11 protein-coding genes are annotated in these 19,521 nt (G+C 58.5%); 3 read left to right on the forward strand and 8 right to left on the reverse strand.

Translation table 11 applies throughout. The annotated features are described in order from the left end of the window. Positions 1–136 precede the first annotated feature (136 nt). From C2E16_RS14255 to C2E16_RS14290, 8 genes are all read right to left on the reverse strand, one after another. Entirely contained in the window at positions 137–1,783 is a 1,647-nt protein-coding gene (locus tag C2E16_RS14255; protein WP_084971230.1) for a multidrug ABC transporter permease/ATP-binding protein, read from the reverse strand. Positions 1,784–1,942: 159 nt separating this feature from the next. After that, the gene (gene alkB / locus C2E16_RS14260) at positions 1,943–2,584 is read right to left on the reverse strand and encodes a DNA oxidative demethylase AlkB (protein ID WP_038625153.1); all 642 of its coding nucleotides are present in this window, start codon (positions 2,582–2,584) and stop codon (positions 1,943–1,945) included. Between the two features lie 36 nt (positions 2,585–2,620). Next, positions 2,621–3,670, reverse strand: a complete 1,050-nt coding sequence (apbE, locus tag C2E16_RS14265) for an FAD:protein FMN transferase ApbE (protein WP_038625151.1) — start codon at positions 3,668–3,670, stop codon at positions 2,621–2,623. 657 nt (positions 3,671–4,327) lie between these two features. Then, positions 4,328–5,431, reverse strand: coding sequence for a porin OmpC (gene ompC / locus C2E16_RS14270; protein ID WP_084971232.1), 1,104 nt, complete (start codon positions 5,429–5,431; stop codon positions 4,328–4,330). Between the two features lie 462 nt (positions 5,432–5,893). Then, on the reverse strand, positions 5,894–7,063 hold the full coding sequence (locus C2E16_RS14275) for an HlyD family efflux transporter periplasmic adaptor subunit (RefSeq protein ID WP_084971234.1): 1,170 nt from the start codon (positions 7,061–7,063) through the stop codon (positions 5,894–5,896). Further along, positions 7,060–9,192 (reverse strand): type I secretion system permease/ATPase, encoded by a 2,133-nt coding sequence (locus C2E16_RS14280; RefSeq protein WP_038625145.1) that lies wholly within the window; start codon positions 9,190–9,192, stop codon positions 7,060–7,062. Before C2E16_RS14280 ends, C2E16_RS14275 begins: the two co-directional genes overlap by 4 nt. Positions 9,193–9,227: 35 nt before the next feature. Further along, the gene (locus C2E16_RS14285; RefSeq protein WP_052133874.1) at positions 9,228–10,583 is read right to left on the reverse strand and encodes a TolC family outer membrane protein; all 1,356 of its coding nucleotides are present in this window, start codon (positions 10,581–10,583) and stop codon (positions 9,228–9,230) included. A 287-nt stretch (positions 10,584–10,870) separates the two neighbouring features. Next, entirely contained in the window at positions 10,871–14,023 is a 3,153-nt protein-coding gene (locus C2E16_RS14290) for a hypothetical protein (protein ID WP_084971122.1), read from the reverse strand. A gap of 978 nt (positions 14,024–15,001) precedes the next feature. Here C2E16_RS14290 and C2E16_RS14300 point away from each other — a divergent pair. The 3 genes from C2E16_RS14300 to rcsB are packed head-to-tail and all read left to right on the forward strand — an operon-like array spanning position 15,002 to position 19,492. Continuing rightward, the gene (locus C2E16_RS14300; RefSeq protein WP_038625141.1) at positions 15,002–16,156 is read left to right on the forward strand and encodes an MFS transporter; all 1,155 of its coding nucleotides are present in this window, start codon (positions 15,002–15,004) and stop codon (positions 16,154–16,156) included. A 23-nt stretch (positions 16,157–16,179) separates the two neighbouring features. After that, positions 16,180–18,837, forward strand: coding sequence for a phosphotransferase RcsD (rcsD, locus tag C2E16_RS14305; RefSeq protein ID WP_084971126.1), 2,658 nt, complete (start codon positions 16,180–16,182; stop codon positions 18,835–18,837). 1 nt (position 18,838) lies between these two features. After that, entirely contained in the window at positions 18,839–19,492 is a 654-nt protein-coding gene (rcsB, locus tag C2E16_RS14310; RefSeq protein WP_038625137.1) for a response regulator transcription factor RcsB, read from the forward strand. The last annotated feature ends 29 nt before the right edge of the window (positions 19,493–19,521 follow it).

Below are 19,521 nucleotides of genomic sequence, written 5' to 3' on the forward strand. Positions count from 1 at the left end.
CAGATTCGCTGATAGCGCTGGCCTTATCGTGCTACGCCCGCCGCCGTCAGTGCTTTTCTGCGCAGCGAACCGTGATTTCCCCGACGTCGTCATCTTTTGTCGCCCCGACCGTTATCAGGCCAGGGCGCGCTTTCGTTTAGCGTCCGGTATCGGTGCGCTGCACCGCATCCAGCGTCGCCTTCTCTCTTTCGCTGCCGGTGAGCTCATACAGCTGCCCGTCACGCATCTCCAGCAGCCGATCGGCATGGGTAAAGTAGTGATCGTCATGGCTGATGGCAAAAATGGTTTTGCCGCCCTGCTGTAGCCACGGCAGCAGCTCGCGGTAAAAAATACGGCGAAAATGCGGGTCCTGATCGGCCGCCCATTCGTCCAGCAGCAGAATATCGCGCTGCTCCGCCGCCGCCAGCAGCAGCGCCAGTCGCTTGCTCTGCCCTTTCGACAGCTGCAAATTCAGCACCCGGTTGCCTTCCAGCTTCAGCTTATCCTGCATTTTCAGCTTCTCCAGCCACTGCTGCACCAGCGCAGGATTGGCCGGTAGCGCGCCGGGGCCGATAAGCCTATCGAACAGATGCACGTCGGTAAAGACGGCGGAAAAAAGCTGACGATAGCGTTCGCTGTCGCGCATCTCTTCGCCATCCACCAGGATAGTGCCGGAAACTGGCTGATAAAGTCCGGTCAACAGCATCGCCAGCGTCGATTTGCCGCTGCCGTTGCCGCCAATTAAAAACACCAGCTCGCCGCGTTTTAAGGTCAGGTTGATCGGACCGACGCGGAAGCCGTTATGACCATAATGAAAAACGACATCGCGCAGCTCCAGCGTCTGCCAGTCGCTCACGGCCGGCAACGGCGCAAATTGCTCGCGCCACTCCGCCAGCTGGAAAGCGCGCAGTTTATTAAAAGCGACCTGCGCGCTCAGCAGCGTCGGCAGCGCGCCTACCGCCTGTAACAGCGGGGTACGCAAAAACAGCAGCGTCAGGGAATAGGTAGCGGCGACGGCGGTATTCGCCCAGCCGAGGCCGTTAGCCATAAAGAACACCATGCCGATAGCACCCAGCATCATAATATTCGACCAGTTCACCGCGCTGAGATGGTAAGTGTCGGCACGCACGATATGGTGGCGATAGGTGTTGGCGTCCTCCTGATAGACGGTGTCGTAAATCAGCTGCGCACGCTCGCGGTTCAGCGCCAGCTCTTTGCGTCCGTCGATTACCGTCTGGTAATCGGCGTAGAGGCGATCTTCCGTTTCACGCAGCGTCGCCATATGGCGATAGACGCGCGACACCAGCAGCCAGCCGCCGATAATCGTCACGGCGACCCAGATCGCGGTAATCATCAGCATGCGCGGCGAGAGCCAGGCGAGCCAGGCCGCCGAGCCGATAGTCAGGATAATGCCCTGAATTAGCTCCGGCAGGCGCACAAAGGCGATAGTGATGTTGCGCACGTCGCTGGTCAGGCCCGCCAGCAGCTGCGCGCTGCCGATCTGCTCGATGCGCTGAATTTGGGTATCAAGGATGCGCTTAATAAACTGCCCGCGCAGACGCCAGACGAAATGGTGGCCCAGCAGCGTCAGCGCCAGCTGCGACGCCAGGGTGACCGCCATCAGCAGCAGCAGCAGGCCAAGAAACTGCGGCAGCACCGTCATCGAAGCGTTGACGCTGACGATCAGCTCGCGGTTAATCCAGGCGATCATTCCAATGCCGAGCGCTGCGCTCAACAGGTTAAGCAAGATAACGGCGATAAACGGCAAACGGTACTGTTTATAAACGACTGACAGCAACTCCATAACTGCATCCTGATAAAGTCCAAAGCAGCCTGCAGTTTAATGAGAAGCCAATCGATAGCAATAATAATTCTCAACTGGCGCAGGATGAAGGAATGAGGATGGCGGCCCCGGCGCGGCGAAGGGTCGGCCGTGCGCAGCGAAGCCGAACGGCGTATGGCATCAGCGCGCGCGCCGGAAGGTCAGATTGTAACGGTAAGGTCCCGCCAGCGGATGAACGCCCGGCTTTACCGGCAGAACGCCGTGGAAGCGCAGCCGCGACGGACCGCCCCACACCACCACATCGCCATGCTCCAGCAGCACGCGCTGCACGGCGTCGCCGCGCTCGAAGCCGCCGAACTGAAATACCGCCGGCAGACCGAGAGAAACGGAAACGATCGGCTGGCGCAGATCTTTCTCATCTTTATCCTGATGCAGCGACAGCTTCGCGCCCGGCTCATAGCGATTGATCAGACAGGCGTCGGGCTGAAAGTGCTTAAAGCCCGCCTCCTGCGCCGCCGCCAGCGCCAGGGCGCGAAACGCCTCCGGCATCGGCGGCCAGCGGCGACCGGTCAGGTTATCCTCGCCGCTGTACTGATAGCCGCGCGCATCGCTGGACCAGCCAAGATCGCCGCAGTTGGTCATCGCAACCGACATGCGATGGCCGCCCGGCGTAATCCGGTGCTGAAACGGGTTTTGCTGCGCCAGCTGTTCAATCAGCGCCAGCAGCATTTCGCCCTGCGCATGGGCGCGGCGGCGCAGTATCATCGCACCCTCCGCCAGCGGCTCGGACCAGGGCGCTTCGTCGCTAAAGAGATCTAACATGGTCGCTCCGGTGTTCAGCGTGAATATAGCATCATGCTAGCGGGCGTCCGGGGCCTGCTGCAACAGAAACGCGCGAAACTGCGGCGACATCCAGCTGCTGAACCCCTTTTTTTCTTTGGTGATCAGGTAGACCGCCAGATGTTCGCGCAGCGCCAGCGCCTTCGCCTTCTCGGTGCCCAGCACCATCAGCCCGGTATCCCAGCCGTCCGCTTCCAGCGCAGTGGTGGCGATCACCGTAGCGGAAACCAGACGATGCTCGATCGGCTGACCGGTCTGCGGATCGATCACATGCGAAATGCGTCTGCCGTCCAGTTCATAATAGTTGCGATAGCTGCCGGAGGTGCTGATGCCGTGCCCCTGAAGATCGACCAGCGCCTGCGCGGCGTTTTCCTGGTCGGTGGGTTTCTGAATCGCCACCCGCCAGGCTTTGCCGCCGACGTTGGCGCCGCGCGTCAGCACCGCGCCGCCCACCGACACCAGATAGTCGGTGATCCCCTCCTCCTCCATCAGCCGCGCCAGATGATCGGTGGCGAAGCCCTCGCCCATGGTGGAGAGATCGACATACAGCCCTGGTAAATCTTTTTGCAGCCAGGCGCCGTCGGCGCGTTCGATTACCTGCAAATGCCGCAAGCCGGTAAGCGCCTTCGCCGCGGCGATATCCGCCAGTGACGGCGTATGGGGCGGCTGCTGGTCGGGGCCGAAGCCCCAGAGATTCACCAGCGGGCCGACGGTAATATCCATTGCGCCATCGGTCAGCCTGCCGATACGCAGCGCGACGGTAATAATGTCCGCCATATTGCTGCTGATCGGTTGAGGTTGCGTAGTGCGATCCTGATTGAAGCGCGACAACAGCGAATCTTTTTTCCAGGTCGAGAGTTCCTGATCATCATTATCCAGCCGCTGCTGTATTTTCTCACGCAGCGCCGCCGCCTGCGCCGCCGTCACGCCCGGCAAGCTGACGCGCCATTGCGTGCCCATGGTTTTGCCTTCCAGCACTACGCCTGTGTCGGCCTCATCTTTCTGCTGGTCGCAGCCTGCCGCCAGCAATCCCAGCAGCAACACCGCCGTCAGCGATACTCTTTTCATCTCTCGTGCCTTTATATTTCGTTTTGTTAACCGACAGTGCAAAACATAATCGGTGTAAAGTCTTTTCTGTTTGCTTGCGCGCGCAGGCGCAAGCCGTCAGACTACGCGTTGAAACGGGCGTCTCAGGGCGTTTGAACTGCAACACATAACAAGGAGAGTCTGATGCAAAGCCTTATACTGCTGCTGATACTGACCGCAGTCGCCATTTTTTCCGCTGTGAAGTATTACCGCAGCACGCGTGTCCGCACATTTCAGCGTCCGCGACGCCGCTAATCTTCGCCGCTGCACCGCAGCGGCCTGGTCTGCACCATCTTCGCCCGCGTCATATTAACAAACGTGCCTAAACGTCGTCTTAATCTGCCGCAAAATCTGGCACAGGATGTGCTTGATCCCTGTTATCTCTTAACGTAGCGGGGTCACTATGCGCGATATACAACCAGATGACTTAACAGGCGGCTTAACGAGGCTGCTGACCTGTTGCAGCTTTACGCTGAGCGGAACGGCATTTGAAGGGATGTGGGGGGCGGCGCTGGATGACGGAGAGGCGACGCAGGCCGCAGCGCCTCGTGACGTTTCCCCCGACGATCGGCCCGACGTTACAGATAAGCGCCCATAAAAAAGGCGACGCCAGGCGTCGCCATGCAGGAAACTGTCACATCAGAACTGGTAAACCAGCCCCAGCGCAACCACGTCGTCGGTGTTGATGCCGGCGGCGTCGGTGAACGCATTGTCGTCCAGCAGGTTGATCTGATAATCAACATAGGTAGACATATTTTTGTTGAAGTAGTAAGTCGCGCCTACGTCGATATATTTTTTCAGGTTCTGCTTGCCCCAACCCTCAATGTCGGTGCCGCGGGAAGTGACATACGCCAGAGACGGGCGCAGACCGAAATCGAACTGATACTGCGCAACCAGCTCCCAGTTATCCGCTTTATCCGCGAAGCCGTAAGCCGCCTGATCGGCGTCGCCGAAGCGGGTCGCGTTATAGGAACGGGTATACATCGCTGCCAGGTAGATATTGTTGGCGTCATATTTCAGGCCGCCAGTATAGGCTTCCGCCTTGTCGCCGTGGCCCAGGATCGCGCCGCTGTTCTGATAGTTGGTGCGGTCAGACTGGAACATCGCCGCGCCCAGGCCCAGGCCGTTGCCCAGATCGTAGGTGGTGCTCAGACCCCAGCCGTCGCCGTTCTGCGCGGTTGCTTTACGCGCGCCGTCCAGTTCCGGGTTGCTGTCATTTTTGCCCTGATACTGCACGGCAAAATTCCAGCCATCCACCAGGCCGAAGAAATTGTTGTTGCGGTAGGTCGCTACGCCGTTAGCGCGCTGGAACATAAAGTTGTCCGCGCCGTAGGTGTCGCCGCCGAATTCCGGCAGCACGTCGGTCCATGCGCCGATATCGTAAGCCACGCCGTAGTTACGACCGTAGTCGAAAGAACCGGCGTCGCCGAATTTCAGGCCGGCAAAGCCGACGCGGGTATAGGAATCTTTGGTGCCTTCAGCTTCAGAGTGGTTCAGGGCGACCTGATACTCCCACTGGCCGTAGCCGGTCAGCTGTTCGGAGATTTGGGTTTCGCCTTTAAAGCCGAAACGCACATAAGAGTTGTCGCCGTCGTTGCCGTCGTTGTCAGAGAAATAGTGCAGACCGTCCACTTTGCCGAACAGGTCAAGTTTGTTGCCGTCTTTATTATAGATCTCGGCTGCGCCCGCGGAGCCTGCTACCAACAGCGCCGGGACCATCAGGGAGAGAATGCGACGTTTCATTTTTGTTACCCTCTGGTTAAATTTCTTTTGATTGCCACTGCGTGCCGAATGTCTAATTTTCAGTCGGCACCTCATTGTTCAGTCACCAAGGGTAATAATCCATCACGAAAATGCTACTAAATTTCCAAAGCTGTTTCGTTATATTTTTTTAATCCTAAAAAATGTAAATAACGGGGAACTTTTACGCAGCACGCAGCGTTAAAAAATAGCGCACGTATTGATAAGAAATATCTGTAACTATAGTATTCAGCGAGTTAAACAAAGGTGCAGTTTAAGCACTGAATGATAAAAACATTCTCTATTCAGGTTATAAAATAGATCCCGCTATCATCATTTTATTTCATTATTACCTTCATTCACCCCGAATGAGCTGTTTTACCCTTATTTTCAGCCGGACATTGATTGTCCGGCTTTTTTTATTTCCCGCTATATTGTCATTTTTTGTAAAGTTAATCACCTGAATTAACGTTCTCGCATTGCCTCTTTCACTTTATTCAGCGGCTTAATCAAATAATCCATCACCGACTTCTGCCCGGTTTTAATTTCCACGTTCGCCACCATGCCTGGCACAATCGGGAATTTACGTCCGGCGCGATTAACCAACTCCGCTTTTTGCGTACGCACATAGACGCGGTAATAGTACTGATCGCGTTTCACCTCATCCTGCAACGTATCAGGTGATACGGTTTCCACTTCACCCTGCAGATCGCCATAGATAGAGGCGTCATAGGCGGTGATCTTCACCACCGCCGGCAGACCGGGACGGATATAAGCAATATCGCGCGGGTTAATACGCGTCTCGATCAGCAGCTGATCTTCCAGCGGCACAATTTCCATCAGCTTGCCGCCCGGTTGCAATACGCCGCCGACCGTGGTGATCTGTATATCCTTAACGATGCCGCGCACCGGCGAGTAGAGCGTGGCGCGCGTCAGCTGATCCTCTTTACCGGTCAGCACCTGCAGCTGCGCGTCCAGCTCGGCGTTGTTTTTCACCTGTTCTTCGCGCGCGCGTACCGCATATTCATTGCGCGCCTCATCGATTTTGCCGCGCAGCTCGCTGACCTGACGACGCAGGCGGATCACCTCCACCTCCCCCGCCGCGCCCTTCGCCACCAGCGGTTCAGTCATACGCAGTTCGGCCTGTACCAGCTTCAGCGACTGTTGCAGGTTGCTGACGGTTTCCAGCAGGTTGCGCCGCCGCGACTCAAACAGCTGCGTTTCGCGCGCCACCAGCTCCGGCTCCTGTAAGGTGTCGGCGCTGAACTGCAACGGCGCGCCGGTCAGCTCGGCGCGCAGCCGCTCCGCCGAAGCGCGCAACGTGCGCACTTTCGCCTGCGCCTCGCCGAAGTTGGACTGAAAGCGCGTCGGATCGAGGCGCGCCAGAATCTGTCCTTTGGCGACAATATCCCCTTCATGCACGTTAAGCTGGTTGACGATGCCGCCGTCCAGACTCTCGATCACCTGCGCGCGCGTCGAAGGCGTGACCTTGCCAGTGCCGACCGTCACCTCATCGAGAACGGCGAAGTGCGCCCACACCAGAAAAATCAACAGCGCCGCGCTGCAGATCCAGATAATCAGCGACGTATTGCGTTCGCGCTTTTTCAGTTCGCATTCTACCGTCACCTGGCTCATGCCGCGTCTCCTTTCGTCGGTTTTACCGCGCCGGCGGCGCGCAGTATGTCATCGCGCGGGCCGTCCGCCACAATACGCCCGTTATCCATCACCACGATCCTGTCCACCAGCTTCAGCAGCGCCGGACGGTGCGTGACCAGCACCAGCGTGCGGCCGCTCAGCCAGCTTTTCATCTGCCGAATCACATGCTCCTCCAGCTGCTCATCCATCGAGGCGGTCGGCTCATCCAGCAGCACCACCTGCGGCTGACGCAGGATCATGCGGCTCAGCAGCACCATCTGCCGCTGTCCGCCCGACAGCCCGCGTCCGCCTTCGTTGATAATGCGATCGAGGCTGGCGGCGTCCTGCTGCACCAGGCTCAGCGCCCCGCTGACGCGCAGCGCCTGCAACATCTCCTGCTCGCTGGCGTGCGGGTTGCCCAGCATCAGGTTCTGGCGCAGCGTGCCGAAAAAGAGCCGCGAATCCTGCGACAGCCAGCCGAGCTGCCGCCGCAGATCGACCGGGTCGATGCGGCTGATATCGACGCCGTCGACGATCACCTTGCCCTGCGACGCCTTCGCCTGCCCTGCCAGCAGCTTCAGCAGCGTCGATTTGCCGGCGCCCACCTTGCCCAGCAGCGCGATGCGCTCGCCCGGCTTGATCTGCAACTGCGCGATGTTCAGCACGTTTTTGACATTCTCATCGTCATAGGTGTACTGCACGTTGCGCAGATCGTAATGGCCGGTCAGCGTCGGACAGTGCGCCATTTCCGCCGCCTCCGGCTGGTCGAGCGGCTTTTTCAGCAGCTCGTCGAGACCGGTCATGGCGCTTTTGGCGTGCTGCCAGCGCGAAAAGATCATTGTCAGCTGCATCAGCGGCGCGATGGTGCGCGAGGAGAGCAGGCTGCTCGCCACCAGCGTACCGGTGGTGATATCGCCCGCCAGCACCAGATAGGTGCCGAACACCAGCATTCCGGCGTAGGTCAGCTGCTGCACCGAGGAAGCCCAGCCGGTGAGCCGCGCGCCCCACAGGCGCTGTTTCATGCCGATGGCGGCGCTGACCTCGTGCGTCTGCTCCCACTGCCGCTGAAAATAGGGTTCCGCCTGCAGCGCCTTGATGTCTTCGACGCCCTCGATGGTTTCCACCAGCACCGCGTTGCGCAGCGCGCCTTCGCGCAGCCCCTCTTTCGCCAGCCGCGCCATCGGGATCTGCACCAGCAGGCCGGGGATGACGATCAGCGGGATCGCCAGCAGCGGGATAATCACCAGCGGCCCGCCGATAAAGCCCATAATGAACAGGAACAGAATAATAAAAGGGATATCCGCCGCCGCGCCGACGGTGGTCGAGGTGAGCAGCTCGCGCACCTGGTCGATCTCGCGCAGCTGGGAGATAAAAGAGCCGGTCGATTTTGGCCGCGCCTCGTTGCGGATATTCATCGCGCGCGCAAAAAGCATCGACGAGACTTTCAGATCGATGCGCTTGCCCATCAGATCGGAGACCTGGGTGCGCATTAGCCGGATCAGGTACTCAACCGCCGCGGCGATCAGCACGCCGACGAACAGCACCCAAAGCGTCGGCTCCGACTGCGCCGGGATCACGCGGTCGTAGATCTGCATCGAGAACAGGATGCCCGCCAGCGCCAGCACGTTGCCGACCACCGAGGCAAGAGAGATCTCTGCGATGCGCCGTCCCATGCCGCGAAAGTTTTTCCAGAACCAGTGCTGTTCGTAAGGCCGCACGAACTCATCGATGCGCGCGTCGCGGCCGCGCGCCGCCACGCCGGGCACCGCCACCTGACCCTGCGCCTGCGCCAGCAGCCCGGCCAGTTCGCTTTCGCGCACCACGTCGCCGCCTTCGCTCAGCCAGTAGCGCGCGCGTCCGTCGGCGTCGATCCCTTCCACTACCGCCACGCTGCCGTTCTCCAGCAGCAGGATCACCGGCGTCACCTCCTGACGCCAGCGCAGCTTTTCACGCGGCGTCATGGTCAGGTGCAGGCCCAGCAGACCCGCCAGACGCTCCAGCTGCTGTTCCGGCGCCAGATGCTCAAACCAGCGCATCTGCTGGCGCAGCGTTTTTCCGTCAGCGGGCTTGCCGAAGCGGGCGGCGACCCGCAGCATCGCCGCAATCCAGTTTTCGGTCGAGGTTGTCATAGTAGCTGCCTTATTCATTTTTTATCGCCCGCGTCCTACTGCAATGAAGGAAGCAGATCGCCGCTGTTCTTTTCACGATCGATGCCCATCATGTCGAGCAGATTATCTACCGCCGCGGCATAGCGCACCGTGGCGTTCCAGCCGTCGTAGAGCGCGCTGATGCGCATGCTGTCGGCCTGAAACACATCCTGCTCGACGCTGAGCAGGTCGTTCAGGCTGCGTTTGCTGAGCCGGTATTCGTCGGCGTAGACCGAGCGGGTATGCTCCGCGCTTTCCAGCTGCGCTTCGCCTGCCTGCTGGCGCTGCTGCGCGCCGATCATATCGGCGTAGGCGGTGGAGGCGTGCTGGTTGATATCGAGCTTGGCGCGCTGAATCTCCGCCTGCGCCGCCTCGCGTTCCGCCTCCGCCGAACGGGTTTTGGCGTTGACCAGCCCGCCCTGGTAGATGGGCGCCTCTACCCGCAGCTGCAGTTCGTCGTCCCAGTAAGAACGAGCGTCGTTTTCATAGCGAGTGCGCCCCGCCTCAACCTTAATTGTCGGCCAGTGATTCGACGCCGCCTGGTTGATACGCTCGCGCGCCGCCTCCTGTCTCGCCTGCGCGCTGCGCACCGCCGCGCTCTTTTCATAGGCGATCTTGTCCAGCGTTATCTGCTGTTGCAGCAGCGTTTCCGGCAGCTCCGGCAGGTTGTCGGAAACCACGCCGGTCAGCACGGTGAGCTGCGCCTGGGCGGAGCGCTGCTGGGCGCGGTACTGCTCCAGCGTGGCGCGCATACCGGCCAGACGCGTGCCCGCCTGCAGCACGTCGGATTGGGAATTCAGTCCGGCGTCGGCGCGTAGCGTTGCGATTTCGCGCACATGCTCCAGCGAGGCGATGTTTTTGCGCGCCGACGCCACCAGCGCCTGATAGCGTTTGACTTCCAGATAGGTCTGCAACGTATCGGCGGCGACGGTGGTCATGGTGTCGAACAGGGCGAAACGGTAAGCATCCGACAGCGCATGCTGTTCATTGATGGCGCCGCTGGTGCGGCCAAAGTCGTAGAGCAGCTGGCTCAGCGTGACGCCGCCGGAGGCGCTGTTGTTGAGGCTGCCGGCGGAGTCGGTCTGATGCGAACGTCCGCCGGTGCCCTGTAGCGAAATCTGCGGATACCAGGCGCTTTTCGCCGCGTCCAGCTCCGCCTCGCCGACGTTAATCTGCGCGGCGGCCTGCGCGATCTGCGGGTTACGGGCGAAGGCGCGCAGGATGGCGTCGCGCAGGGTCAGCGTGGCGATCTGCTCTTCCGTGGGCGCGGCGCGCCAGTTAAATTCGGCTTTAGGCTCTGACACGGCCCAGGCGACATGCCCCGCGCAGCCCCACGCGGCGCTCAGGCAAAGAGAAACAAGGATTTTACGCATGCAGCTCGATCAACCTTTTTATTATTCGTACGCGTGAGGCGGGACCCGTTCCCTCGTGCGATACTCATATCCGGTAAAATAACATCACGAATCATTACCGAATTCCATTCATTTTATTAATCAGTTGCGTAATTTTGCCGTCAGCTATTTTGCGGTATAAATCACATTCTCACTAACTGGTATAAAGGCGCCAGTTAAAGGACAAAGGCAGCACAAGGCCGCCTAAGTCATTAAAAAAAACAATTTTGTAACATTACTTGAATATTAAAACGAACTAAACATTATTATCAGACTACCGGCTGTAAATGCTGCTGTTGCAGCAGCTCGGCCAGCGCATTTTCCGTGGTCGGCGCATGGTGAGCGGCATCCTCGCTTTGCGCCGTGCTGTAGCCGACAGCGGTCACGCCGTGCCACATATCCGCCGGAGCGGGCGGCAGCGCCGTTTCCTCATTATGGCCTGAGGTTTCTGCGCCGGTGGTTGCCTGCGTATCTGTTCTGGTCTGGGCGTCAGCATCGGTGGCGGTTAAGCGATCCACCAGCGCGGCAAGCGAGGGCTGGCTGGCGCTGTGCAGACCGAGCGACGCCGTATCCAGCGGCTGGGCGCCATCGTCAACGCCCACGGTTTCCGTGGCGGTCAACGTTGCCGCGTGCATGGCCAGCGCGTCGGAGGCGTCATGACTCTGCGTCGACTGAACATCGCTAAAGGTCATCGCGCCATCGGCATCCACGTTAATAATCTTCGCCTGCACCTGGGTCACATTCGAGCCGCTCCAGCTCAGCCAGTCGCTCATCGTGGCGACGACGGTATAGCTGCCGGGCCCGAGCGCCTCCACATCGCTGGCGGGCACGGTGACCTGCCAGTGGTTATCGTAGCCCTGCCCATCTTCGCCCGCTTCAACGACAGAGGTGTAGGTTTTGCCGTTCAGCGTAACGTACACCGTTGAGCCAATGCCCAGACCCTCGCCGGAGGAGCGGGAGGAACTGATAATCAGATCGCTATGCTTTTCCGCGCCGCTGAGATGGTTGTCGCCGCCGATCGGATCAAATTCAAACATCATGGGATAATGATAGGGATAGCTGCCCGCCGCCGTTTTAATCGCGCGCGTAGCGGCAAACTGATTGCCGTCCTGATCCTGGTAGCTGATGGTAATATGGGTCGTGGTGCCGTTTTTGACGCTAAACAGATCGGGAACATTGACGCTCCAGACGCCCTCGCTGGTAACGGTGCCGAAAAATATTTTGTCCCCGGCGGTCAATTTCACCGTACTGTCCGCCGGAATGCCGGTGGCCTGGCCGGTAATATAGAAAGGCGCCGCGATTTCACCGCCATCCACGTTGTTGTCGCCGGAAATCGTATCGATGGTTAACACCGGCGTTTCGTTGCCTTCGCCGTTATGGTTCAGCGTCAGGGTTTTCGCCACCTGCGCCACTTCCTTCGCCCCACCGTAGAACGCGGTGGCGATCAGCGTAATCTGGCCGTCCGGCAGCGCCTGTACATCTTCCTTCGGCACGGTAATCACCCAGCGGCTGTCAGTGGTGGTTTTGGTGCTGTAGGTGTGGCCGTTCAGCATCACCTGCACCTCATGTCCGCTGTCGATATAGCGGCCCCAGCCGGAAATCAGCAGCTCGCCGCCGCGCTCGACGGCGCTCAGCACGTCATCGCCGGTGACTTTATTCACCGCCAGCGTCGGTACCTTATTGCTGCTGTTGGTCAACGTAAACTGCGTGCTGACGTGATGATCCACGCCCGCGCTGTCGGTATGATCGGCGGTGACCGTCACTTTGCCGCCGGGAATGGCGGCGATATCGCTTTCCGGCACGGTGACGGCCCACATACCGTCGTTACCCAGCGTACCGCTGTAGGTTTTTCCATGCAGGGTGATCAACACGGTGTCGCCTGGCGTTCCCTGATACGCGTAGCCGGAAATGACCGTAGCGTTGCCGTGCTCATTATTCGTGATGGCGTTGTTGACTGAGATCGGATTAAACGCCAGATCGGGGTCCAGTACGGTAAAAGTCCTGGTCTGGGTGCTGTTCACACTTTCGCCCGTGTTCAGCGTGGCGTTAATCGAGGCGATCACCGTATAGCTGCCGGGCGGCAGCGCCTGTACATCGCTGGCGGGCACGGTAATCTGCCAGTGGTTATCATAATTGCCGCCTTCCACCACGCCGGTATAGGTTTTGCCGTTAAGCGTGACGTAAACCGTCTCGCCGAAGCCAAGGTTTTCACCGGAGAATTTCGAGCCGGTGATAATCAGATCGCTGTGCCCTTCCTGCGCATCGACCTTGCCGTCAACGCTGATGGTATCGATCTGAAACGCCATCGGATATTTATAAGGGTAGCTTGAAGGCACCAGATGGATTTCACGACTGGCGGCCACCTCATTGCCGTCGCTGTCCTGCCAGCTGACGACCGCATGGGTGGAATTGGCGTTTTTGGCGTTATACAGCTGTCCGACTTTGACGCTCCAGACGCCGTCGCTGGTCACTTCGCCATAAAAGACTTTATCCGCAATGGTCAGCTTAATGCGACTGCCTGCCGGAATGTTGCTGGCATGGCCGGTAAGGAAAGTCGTGGCGCCGATTTCATAGAGGCTAATGGTGTCATCTGCGGATACGGTATCAATCTCCAGCGACGGCGACGCCTTGCCCGCGCCCTCGTTATTCAGCGTCAGGGTTTTCGCCACCTCTGCGACGCGCGCCTCATGGCCGAGCGAAGCCAGCAGCGTGATCTTTCCTTCCGGCAGCGCCTGCACATCCTCCTGCGGCACGCTGATGGTCCAGCGGCTGTCTTTGGTGGTGGTGGCGTGATACTGATGGCCGTTCAGCGTTACCGTGACCTCATACCCTTCGCCGATATTGCGGCCCCAGCCGGAAATCAGCAGATCGCCGCCGCGTTCGACGGCGCTCAGCACATCGTCGCCGGTCACCTTGTTAAGAAACAGCGTCGGCACTGACGGACTTGCGGTGCCCGCCAACAGGTTAATCTGGCTGGTGGCCTCGTGCGCCACGCCCGTACTGTCGATATGAGAGGCGTTAACGGTCACTTTGCCGTTGGGGATTTGCGCGATATCGCTTTCCGGCACGGTAACGTACCACATCGCATCATTGCCCAGCGTGCCGCTGTAGCTTTTGCCGTGCAGGGTGACGGTAACGGTGTCGCCTGGATTACCCTGGCGCACATAGCCGGACACCACGGTGGCGTTGCCATGCTCGTAATAGCCGATGGTGTTATCGATGGAGATCGGGTTGATGGTGATCGTCTCGTCCGCTGCCGCCGCCGCGCGCGTCGGGGCGTCATCCTGTTGATAGCTGGATAAGGATGTCGTCGCCGCGTGCGACGAGGCGGTATCCGTTTCAGCCGCAAGACGGGTCACCAGGGTAGCGTCAGAAAAAGGAAGCGCAGCGGCGAGCCGCTGACGATCGGTGGTGTTGGCCATAATAAATCTCCTGTGGCGCCAGATGAAAAATTGCCGTGGACAGACGCACCCTGCGGCCGCAGCCGGGATGAATTGCACAGCTTTATTTATCCTTTCAAAACCTGAAAGGGAGGATTGGCGCGCACCAGAGCTGAATCAGCCCAATAACCAGGCAATGAAACATTACCTAAAAACGGTTAGTTACCGTCATATGCGACCAGATATAAAGAAAACAGGTAAGACCAGCATCTTTATCAATTTATCTTATCGATTAATAAAATTAATCGATGGCACCAGAATGGGGCAGCGCACTTTTACTTTTTTTTACATGCGCGCTGGATAAGCGCCTGATATCACGCTGTCTGCGCGCGAAGCGCCGCTGTCCTTGTTAAGCAGAGTTGCCGCTTAACACTGTGCCGTCTTTGACTGTTACGCAGCGGGAATATTTAGGAATTAACCTGGGGGCTAAAACACGGTTTCTGGCGTAGCCGACTCCCTCAATCAGCGCTTCCCGCGCTCTTTAGCCGTAGGTGAAAAATACGGCGACGCTGAGTAAATCGGCAACATCGTGTGGAATAAGAGGGCTTCGTCGGGCGACCAGTAAAAAACGGGGCGCGTCGGCCCCGTTGTTGAGTACAAGCGCAGCCTGAGGAAAGCGATCGTGCCTGTATGCGGCAGAACACTGCTACAATCTGCCGTCTGGGGTTCTGCTGCCCTCGGCGCGGTTTTCATTCACCTTTAACAGGCGCTTTCGCAGAAATGCCATTATCCTTAATTTGCCTTATGGCGAGGTGACGCGCCTGATTTTGTGACTTTTAGCCAGGAACTTTCCTGAAAAAGCGCTCCGGCGGCGAAAACTGATTAACAACCCCTGTTTTATCGTTTAATAAGCTTGCTGGCGCAGAACGGCCGTAGCCGCCCTCTTCCCGATGAAACGCTGCTCTGCCAGCTTATTCTGTGTTAAAAAGGAACCCCTTTGCGCATTACGGAAAACACTTTATGACGTCGGCAGAAGCAGGACAACCGCTGAAAAGCCAGACCGCCGCTCAGATGGCGACCCGAATGATTTTTCTGGTGGCCGGCATCGGCATGTCCACCTGGGCGCCGCTGGTGCCCTACGCGAAAGATCGTCTGGCCGTCAGCGACGCGGCGCTGGGCGGTCTGCTGCTGTTCCTGGGCGCGGGATCGTTGATCGCCATGCCGCTGACCGGCGCGCTGGTCGGCAAACAGGGCTGCAAGCGGATAATCCTTACCTCGTCCGCGCTGCTTCTGGTGCTGCTGCCGTTGATGGCCACCCTCTCCTCGCCGGTGATGCTGGCGATCGCGCTGATGCTGTTCGGCGCCGCTATCGGCACGCTGGACGTGGCGATGAATATTCAGGCCGTGGAGGTGGAAAAGGCATCGGAACGCACCATGATGTCCGGTTTTCACGGTTTTTACAGCGTAGGCGGCATTGTGGGCGCCGGGCTGGTCAGCGCCCTGCTCTGGCTCGGCCTGTCGCCGTTGCAGTCAGTGCTGGTGATTTTGCTGCTGCTGGCGCTGCTGCTGCTCGGCAGTCAGCGCTGGCTGCTGACGGAGCGGATGCACCAGCCCGATACGCCGCTGTTTGTCGCGCCGCGCGGCTGGGTGCTGTTCCTTGGCCTGCTCTGTTTTATCCTGTTTCTGACCGAAGGCGCGGTGCTGGACTGGAGCGCGCTGCTGCTGACGCAGGAACGCGCGATGCCCGCAGCGCAGGCGGGTCTTGGCTACGCCGTTTTCTCGGTCGCCATGAGCATTGGACGGCTTACCGGCGATCGCATTGTGAGCCGCTTCAGCAACAGCGCGGTACTGGCTGGCGGCTGCCTGTGCGCGGCGCTCGGCGTGCTGCTGCTGATTAGCGTGGATAACGTCGCCGTCGCGCTTCTCTCCTTTTTACTGATCGGTTTCGGCGCGGCGAATACGGTACCGATTTTATTTAGCGCCGCCGGTCGTCAGACCGACATGCCGGTAAATCTTGCTATCTCAGCCATGACAACTATCGGTTATGCCGGTATTCTGGCAGGTCCGGCGTTAATTGGTTTTGTGGCTCACGGATTTAGTCTGGTGACCGCTTTCGCGGCCATCGTGGTTCTCCTGGTGGCGGTTGCTGCCAGCGCACGGCTGGTGACACGTTAAATGATCAGGTGCTCCCTCTCACTATGATGTACAAGTTTCCTTTATCCTCCAGCAACGTTACGCGTTTCTTCGTCATGTTTATCCTGCTGCTGTTGCTGGCGCTGGGCTTTATGGTGCATAACGCGGTTAATGCCTGGCTGATGGAGAAACGCTATGCGATGGCGGATATCACTCATGCGATGCAGAAACGCATTGATACCTATCGTTTCGCCACCTGGCAGATTTATGAGAATCTGGCGGCCAGCGCCGCGGGCAGCGTGCCCTCGGCCAGCCTGCAGGAGACGCGCCTGCGTCCCGACGTTTACTATCTGGAAAAAACGCGCCGTAAAACCGAAGCGCTGATTTTCGGTTCGCACGACAGCAGCACGCTGGATATGACGCTGCGCATGTCTAACTATCTGGATACGCTTTGGGGCGCGGAAAACAGCACCTGGTCGATGTATTTTCTTAACGGACAGGATAACAGCCTGATCCTGATCTCTACCCTGCCGCTGAAAGATATGGCGACGCGCTATAAAGAGAGCGCCATCAGCAATATCGTCGAGGCGCGCCGTACCGAGATGTTGCAACAGGCGAACGCGCTGGATGAGCGGGAAAGCTTTTCGCCGCTGCGCCGTTTCGCCTGGCAAAACGATCACTACTTTACCGTGCGCACCACCTTTAATCAGCCGGGTCATCTCGCCACCGTGGTGGCGTTTGATATGCCGATCAACGATCTGATCCCGCACAATATGCCAATGGAGAATTTCCAGCTGAAGCAGGACGCGACGCTGACCGCTCCGGTGGAAAGCGACGACGAGATGCTGAATACCCGCATTACGTTTAACAACCCGAACGTGGAGATCGCCGCGTCGCTGCCCAGCACGCCGCTACAGCTGATCTACCGCATTCCGCTCAGCACCCTCGCCTGGGATACGCTGCGCAACCTGATGTGGCCGCTGCTGGCTGACCTGCTGTTGCTGCTGATGTCGCTGGCGGGGCTGTTTCTGCTGCGTCAGCAGTCGCTGCGGCCGGGCGAAAACAAGAGCGCCGAGCTGGATTCACTGCGCATGCTCAATGAAGAGATTGTCGCCAGCCTGCCGGTCGGTCTGCTGGTCTATGATTTCGCCAGCAACCGCACCATCATCAGCAACAAAATCGCCGAGCATCTGCTGCCGCATCTGAATCTGCAAAAGATCGTCAATATGTCCGATCAGCATCAGGGCGTGTTGCAGGCGACGGTGAATAACGAGGTATATGAGATCCGTCACGCCCGCAGCCAACATTCGCCGCATACGCAGCTGTTTATGATGCGCGATCAGGATCGCGAGCTGTTGGTGAATAAGAAGTTACAGAAGGCGCAGCAGGTGCTGGATCGCAACCATCAGCTGCGTCAGCAGCTGATGCAAAATCTGGGTCACGCGCTGCATCGTCCGTTACAGGAGGTGGTGACGCAGCTGCAGGCATTGAGCGACGCCAGCGACGACGCCCAGGCGCTGGACGCGCTGGAAAACAGCCAGGCGCTGGCGCGTCTGGTGGATGATATCGTGCTGCTGAATCGTCTGGAGACCCACGACTGGGCGCCGGACGCCAGTTCGTTTAATTTGCAGGAGCTTCTCGACAGGCTGACGCTGGAGCTGCTGCCGCTGTCGCGCCGCAAAGGGCTGACGCTGCTGGTGCGCAACCATCTGAACAGCGACGAGATGCGCTTCGGCGACAGCCGCGCCATCTATAAGGTGCTCTCTACCCTGCTGCACTATTCGCTGACCACCACCAGCTGGGGCAAGATTTCAGTGGAAGTCGATTCGCCCGCCGACCGTCCCGATCGGCTTAATATTCAGATCGTCGACACCGGCGCGGGGCTGACGCGCGATGAGCTGGGCAATAACGATTTCCCGTTCCTCGGCGAAACCTCCGGGGATCGCTTCGGCCAGGCTTCGGGGCTCGCCTTTTTCCTCTGCCGCCAGCTGTGCAAACAGATGGGCGGGCAGCTGGAGATCGTGGCGCGGCCTGAAATCGGCACGCGCTACAGCATTCTGCTGCACGTGCCGCCTGAACATCAACAGCAGCAGGAAGAGAAGCTGCTGGAAGATGTCACCATGCTTATCGACATCGCCGTCGATGACATCCGTAAGATCGTGACCCATCAGCTGGAAAACTGGGGCGCGAAGTGCATTACGCCGGACGAACGCGTAGCCGGCCTGACGCACGATATCCTGATCACCGACGATCCGGCGCGCCTTTCCGGCTGGTCGCTGTTGCTGACGGATAATGAACTGGGCTTTACCGCTCTGAATGAACAGCAGTACCGGGTTAATTTTAACCTCAGTAGCGCTCTGCAGGACGCGCTGTTGCAGCTGATTGAGAAGCAACTCTCACAGGATATGTCGATCATGGAGGAAGATGACGCGGAAGAGTCCGCCCCAATGTTAAGCGGCGGTTACTACCAGCTATTTGTCGAGACAGTACCGGAAGATGTTGAGAGACTGTATACTGAGGCGTCGAACAGGGATTACGCGACGCTTGCTCAGACGGCACATCGCCTGAAAGGGGTATTTGCCATGCTAAATCTGGCGCCCGGCAAGGAGCTTTGTGAAAAGCTGGAACAGCAAATTAAAACGAGTGACGATTTAAACATCAAAAATACCACCAGTGACATTGACGCCTATGTCAACGAACTGCTGCAGCAAGGTAACCAATAAGATGAATAATTTGAACGTAATTATTGCCGATGACCATCCAATCGTTCTGTTTGGCATTCGTAAATCTCTTGAACAAATTGAATGGGTCAACGTAGTTGGTGAGTTTGAAGACTCGACAGCACTGATTAACAGCCTTTCCAAACTGGACGCTAATGTCCTGATTACCGATCTCTCCATGCCTGGCGAAAAATATGGCGACGGCATTACGCTGATCAAATATATCAAGCGCCACTATCCCGATCTGTCGATTATTGTTCTGACCATGAACAATAACCCGGCAATCCTCAGCGCCGTGCTGGATCTGGATATTGAAGGCATCGTGCTGAAACAGGGCGCGCCGACCGACCTGCCAAAAGCGCTGGCGGCACTGCAGAAAGGGAAGAAATATACCCCGGAAAGCGTGGCCAAGCTGCTGGAGAAAATCAGCGCGGGCGGCTATGGCGATAAGCGCCTGTCGCCGAAAGAGAGCGAGGTTCTGCGCCTGTTCGCTGAAGGCTTCCTGGTAACGGAAATCGCCAAGAAGCTGAACCGCAGCATCAAAACTATCAGCAGCCAGAAAAAATCAGCGATGATGAAGCTGGGCGTTGATAACGATATCGCTTTGCTGAACTACCTCTCTTCCGTCAGCACCACGCCACAGGCGGATAAAGAATAAACGGCCTACGGGCCGTTTTCTGACGCGTC

Origin of the sequence: Mixta calida (assembly GCF_002953215.1) — a bacterium.
GTDB lineage: Bacteria > Pseudomonadota > Gammaproteobacteria > Enterobacterales > Enterobacteriaceae > Mixta > Mixta calida.

What these genes read in the sequence shown, in the direction of transcription:
- C2E16_RS14285 (WP_052133874.1), bottom strand. Translation starts at nt 10,583, where the DNA reads ATGCGTAAAATCCTTGTTTCTCTTTGCCTGAGCGCCGCGTGGGGCTGC.
- rcsB (WP_038625137.1), top strand. Translation starts at nt 18,839, where the DNA reads ATGAATAATTTGAACGTAATTATTGCCGATGACCATCCAATCGTTCTG.
- C2E16_RS14255 (WP_084971230.1), bottom strand. Translation starts at nt 1,783, where the DNA reads ATGGAGTTGCTGTCAGTCGTTTATAAACAGTACCGTTTGCCGTTTATC.
- ompC (WP_084971232.1), bottom strand. Translation starts at nt 5,431, where the DNA reads ATGAAACGTCGCATTCTCTCCCTGATGGTCCCGGCGCTGTTGGTAGCA.
- C2E16_RS14300 (WP_038625141.1), top strand. Translation starts at nt 15,002, where the DNA reads ATGACGTCGGCAGAAGCAGGACAACCGCTGAAAAGCCAGACCGCCGCT.
- apbE (WP_038625151.1), bottom strand. Translation starts at nt 3,670, where the DNA reads ATGAAAAGAGTATCGCTGACGGCGGTGTTGCTGCTGGGATTGCTGGCG.
- alkB (WP_038625153.1), bottom strand. Translation starts at nt 2,584, where the DNA reads ATGTTAGATCTCTTTAGCGACGAAGCGCCCTGGTCCGAGCCGCTGGCG.
- rcsD (WP_084971126.1), top strand. Translation starts at nt 16,180, where the DNA reads ATGATGTACAAGTTTCCTTTATCCTCCAGCAACGTTACGCGTTTCTTC.
- C2E16_RS14290 (WP_084971122.1), bottom strand. Translation starts at nt 14,023, where the DNA reads ATGGCCAACACCACCGATCGTCAGCGGCTCGCCGCTGCGCTTCCTTTT.
- C2E16_RS14280 (WP_038625145.1), bottom strand. Translation starts at nt 9,192, where the DNA reads ATGACAACCTCGACCGAAAACTGGATTGCGGCGATGCTGCGGGTCGCC.
- C2E16_RS14275 (WP_084971234.1), bottom strand. Translation starts at nt 7,063, where the DNA reads ATGAGCCAGGTGACGGTAGAATGCGAACTGAAAAAGCGCGAACGCAAT.